Here is a 4,334-nt window from a genome sequence, read left to right as displayed (position 1 = left end):
TCACCAACCGCATCCGGGGCTACATCACCCAAGGCGCGCAGCCGGTCAATCTGCCCTACACCCACAGCAACGGCCTGAGCTGGTCGTATGACGCGCAGTTAGACGCCTTGAAGCTCTCGACCTCCTTCGATCACCTTGACGCGCGCAACGACACCGTGGGGGCCCAGCAAGACAAGCTCTTGCCGCGCGTGGCACCGAACAGCGCCAAGCTGGCCGCCAACTGGCGGCTACATCCCGCTTGGACAGCGGGCCTGACCATGCAGGCCTACAGCGAGCGCTTTGATGACGCCGCCAACACGGTGCGTTTGGCGGGCTTTGGCACCGTGGATCTGCAAGCGCAGTGGGCGCTCAAGCCGGATTGGAGCGTGCAGACGCGCTTGAACAATCTGGCCGACAAACCGTACCAAACGGCGCTGGGCTACAACCAGCCGGGGCGGGAGTTGTACGTCTCGCTGCGTTACGCCCCGCGTTGAGATGCTGAGATGCTGAGGCGGCTGTTGTTGCTCGTTGCCCACCTGATCGGTGGGACCGTGTCGGCGGCTGAGACGCCGCCGCAACGCATCGTTTCTTTGCTGCCTTCCCTGACCGAAGCCGTCTGCGCGCTGGGTGCTTGTGATCGGCTGGTCGCCACCGATCGCTATTCCAACGCGCCAGCCCAAGTGCTGGCGCTGCCCAAGGTGGGTGGCTTGGAAGACGCGCAGATCGAGCGCATCGTCGCCCTGAAACCCGATGTGGTGCTGGCCACCCGGGCCACGCGGGCGGTTGAACGTTTGCAGGCTTTGGGCCTGAGGGTGGTGCTGATCGAGGCCACCAGCCACGCCGAAGCCCATCAGATGCTCACCCGATTGGGTGAAGTGCTGGGGCGTGCTGAGCAAGCTCAAAAGCTCTGGCAGCAGATCGAGGCTCAAGTGCAGCAAGCCGTGGCCCGCGTGCCCGCAGCGCTGCGCGGCCGCAAGGTCTACGTCGAGGTCGATGCGGGGCCTTATGCCGCTGGGCCGACCTCTTTTTTGGGCGAGACCTTGGCTCGTTTGGGCCTGCATAACATCGTGCCGGCCTCGTTTGGGCCCTTTCCCAAACTTAACCCAGAGTTTGTGGTCCGGGCGCAGCCGGATCTGATCTTGGTGATGGAACGCAGCCCCGAGGAGCTGGCGCGCCGCCCCGGCTGGGCGCAGCTGCGGGCGTTGCAACGCCAACAGGTTTGCGCCTTTGAGCGCGCGCGCTACGACATCTTGGTGCGCCCCGGTCCGCGCTTGGGCGAGGCGGCCCAGTTGCTGGCCGATTGTTTGACGACGCTTGCAGGGCGGGCCGTGCCATGAGCATGCTTGAACAAAGTCGGCGTTGGCGTCTTGCCGGCGGGCTGCTGCTCGTCAGTGGGGTGGGGCTGCTGGCCGGTTTGATCACCGGCAGCGAAGGCTGGCGTCTCAGTGGCTTGGGCGAGCTGTTCGACCCGGATCAGGCCTTGATCGTCTGGCAGATCCGCGCGCCGCGCACGTTGGGCGCGTGGCTGGTGGGCGCGCTCTTTGGTCTGGCCGGAGCCTTGGCCCAAGGCTTGTTTCGCAATCCTTTGGCCGATCCGTACCTCTTGGGCTCGGCCTCGGGCGCTTCGCTGGGGGTGGTCTTGGTGCTGGCGGGCAGCGGTTGGATGGGCGCGGCTTTTGGCGTCGAAGCGGCGGAGGTGCTGGGGCGCGTCGGTTTGGTCGGCGCAGCTTTTGGCGGGGCCTTGTTGGGCGTGATGCTGACGTTGCTGCTTTCGCGGGGCGCGCAGCACACCACCCGGCTGTTGCTGGCGGGGGTGGTGGTGGGGGTGGTGCTGGGGGCGATGAACGATCTGGTGACCATGATTTCCCCCGACGCCCTGCGCGGTAAGCAGGCTTTTTTGCTCGGCAGCACGGCTTTTCTCGGCTGGCCGAGCGTGGCGCTGCTGCTGCTGGCGCTGTTGTTCACCTTGCCCTTGGCTTGGCGCATGGCGCGGGTGCTCGATGCCTTGAGCTTGGGCGAGGAGAGTGCGGCCAGTTTGGGCTTGAACCTGCCGCGTTGGCGCGCTGCGCTGGTTGTGCTGCTGGCGCTGGCCACGGGGACCGCCGTGGCCCAAGCGGGCTTGGTGGCTTTTGTCGGTTTGGTAGCGCCGCACTTGGTGCGGCGTTTTGTCCATGCTGCGCACGGCTTTCGCTTGGTGGCCAGTGCCGCCATGGGCGGGGCGCTGCTGCTGTGGGCCGATGTGTTGGCCCGGACCTTGATCGCGCCGCAGGAGCTGCCGGTTGGGGTGCTGACCGCCGTGCTGGGCGGTTGTTATTTGCTGTGGCTTTTGCGTCGCCGGAGGTGGGCATGAAGGCTGGGCCCACGTTGAGTGTGACTGACGTGCATGTCGAGCTGGGTGGCCGCGCAGTGCTCTGCGGGGTCAGTGTGGCTTTTGAGCCCGGTTGGACCGCGCTGGTTGGACCCAACGGTGCGGGCAAATCGACCTTGCTGCGGGTGTTGGCCGGCTTGTTGCGACCCCGATCCGGCCAAGTGAGCTTGTTCGGTCAAGCCTTGGATCGCCATCCACCGGCCCAGCGCGCCCGGCAGATCGCTTGGCTGGCGCAGCAAGCCGATGACGCCGGCGGGGAGCTGAGCGTGTTTGACGTGGTGATGTTGGGCCGCTTGCCCCATGTGGGCCTGTTTGGCTCCCCGACGCTCGCTGATCGTGTCGCGGTCCAAGAAGCGATGGCGCAAACCGAATGTTTGGCTTGGCAGCACCGACCCTTGGCGGAGCTCTCGGGCGGTGAGCGCCAGCGGGTGCTTCTGGCGCGCGCCTTGGCGGTGCAAGCGCCGGTTGTGCTGCTGGATGAACCCACCACCCACCTCGATCCACCCCATCAAGTCGCCTTGGTGCGTCTGATGCGTTTGATGGGCCAGTCGGGCAGCAAATCGGCACCACGCACCACGGTGCTGAGTGTTTTGCATGAGTTGCCGCTGGCGCTGGCGGCTGATCGGCTGGTGGTGATGGCCGAAGGGCGTATCCAAGCGGTGGGGTCACGGGACGACCCGCAGGTACACGCTGCGTTGCGGGACGTGTTTGGCGGCGCGGTGCGGATCGAGCGTATCGGCACGCAGTGGACGGCTTTGCCGGAGGTGGGGTGATTTGATGACGATGGATCACTCTGCCCAACGAGCCCGGGCGGTGATGGTGCTGGGCACCACCAGCGGTGCGGGCAAGAGCTGGCTGGCCACGGCGCTGTGCCGTTGGTACGCCCGCCAAGGGTTGAAGGTGGCACCCTTCAAGGCGCAGAACATGAGCAACAACGCGCGGGTGGTACCGGGGTTGCCGGGCGAGGATGGACTCCCCGTGATGGGCGAGATCGGCAGCGCGCAGTACTTTCAAGCTTTGGCGGCTCGCTGTACGCCCGAAGTGCGCCACAACCCGGTCTTGCTCAAACCCGAACACGACACCCGCAGCCAAGTGGTGGTGCTGGGCGAGGTGCGGCGTGACTTGGGCGAGGTGCCGTGGCGCGAACGCAGTGCCGCCCTTTGGCCCCACGCCCGCGCCGCGCTAGAGGCCTTGATGCAGGACAACGACGTGGTGGTGATCGAAGGCGCGGGCTCTCCGGCCGAGATCAACCTGCATGCCAGCGATTTTGTGAACATGCGCACCGCTTTGGCCGTGAATGCTGCTTGCTTGCTGGTGAGCGACATCGACCGGGGCGGCGCTTTTGCGCATCTCTACGGCACGCATCAGTTGTTGCCCGCCCAAGAGCGGGCGCTGATTCGCGGTTTCGTGCTGAACCGCTTTCGCGGTGATGCGGCCTTGCTGGCCCCGGGGCCCGAGATGCTTCAGCAACTGACGGGCGTGCCGACGTTGGCGGTCTTGCCGATGTGGCGCGATCACGGTTTGCCGGACGAAGACGGTGTGTTCGATGAGCGCGCTCAAGGCGGTGGGGCCGTGAAGCTGCGTATCGCTGTGATCGCCTACCCGCGCATCAGCAACTTGGATGAATTCCAGCCGCTGCGCAATCTGCCGGGTGTGCGCTTGGTCTGGGCGCGCAGCGCAGCCGACGTGGACGCCGCAGACTGGATCATCTTGCCCGGCTCCAAGCACACCAGCGGTGACTTGGCGTGGCTGCGGCGTCAGCAGTTGGATCGCGCCGTGGCGCGCCACGCGGCGGCAGGGCGGGCGGTGCTGGGGATTTGCGGCGGCTTGCAGATGTTGGGTGAGGCGCTGGTCGATCCTGAGGGCGTCGAGGCGACATCCGTGGGTCTGAACGTGGACGCCAACGGTCCGGGTTTGGGCTTGCTGCCGCTGGTGACGCGCTTTGAGCCGCAGAAGCTTTTGCGTCCGGGTCGCAGCACTTTTGCGG

At 66.1% G+C, this 4,334-nt stretch carries 4 protein-coding genes and 1 pseudogene; all 5 read left to right on the top strand.

What is annotated here, in order from left to right; translation table 11 throughout:
• Nucleotides 1-473: TonB-dependent receptor domain-containing protein (locus AC3VI7_RS12270; protein ID WP_489671584.1), on the top strand; the 473-nt coding region annotated here is incomplete at its 5' end.
• A 24-nt stretch (nt 474-497) separates the two neighbouring features.
• A complete protein-coding gene (locus tag AC3VI7_RS12265; protein WP_489667534.1) occupies nt 498-1,316 on the top strand; it encodes an ABC transporter substrate-binding protein in 819 nt (272 codons plus the stop codon).
• Nucleotides 1,313-2,329: a FecCD family ABC transporter permease gene (locus AC3VI7_RS12260; protein WP_489667533.1), complete on the top strand. Its 1,017-nt coding sequence runs from the start codon at nt 1,313-1,315 to the stop codon at nt 2,327-2,329. The genes AC3VI7_RS12265 and AC3VI7_RS12260 overlap by 4 nt, the downstream gene beginning before the upstream one ends.
• Nucleotides 2,330-2,349: 20 nt before the next feature.
• Nucleotides 2,350-3,120 (top strand): annotated as a pseudogene (locus tag AC3VI7_RS12255) (ABC transporter ATP-binding protein); the annotation flags it as partial.
• 10 nt (nt 3,121-3,130) lie between these two features.
• Nucleotides 3,131-4,334: cobyric acid synthase (locus AC3VI7_RS12250; RefSeq protein WP_489671583.1), on the top strand; the 1,204-nt coding region annotated here is incomplete at its 3' end.

The sequence above is a fragment of the Leptothrix toolikensis (SeqCode) genome, from assembly GCF_057922285.1.
Note: the sequence above shows the minus strand (reverse complement) of the source record. Positions and strands in the feature narration are given on the sequence as shown.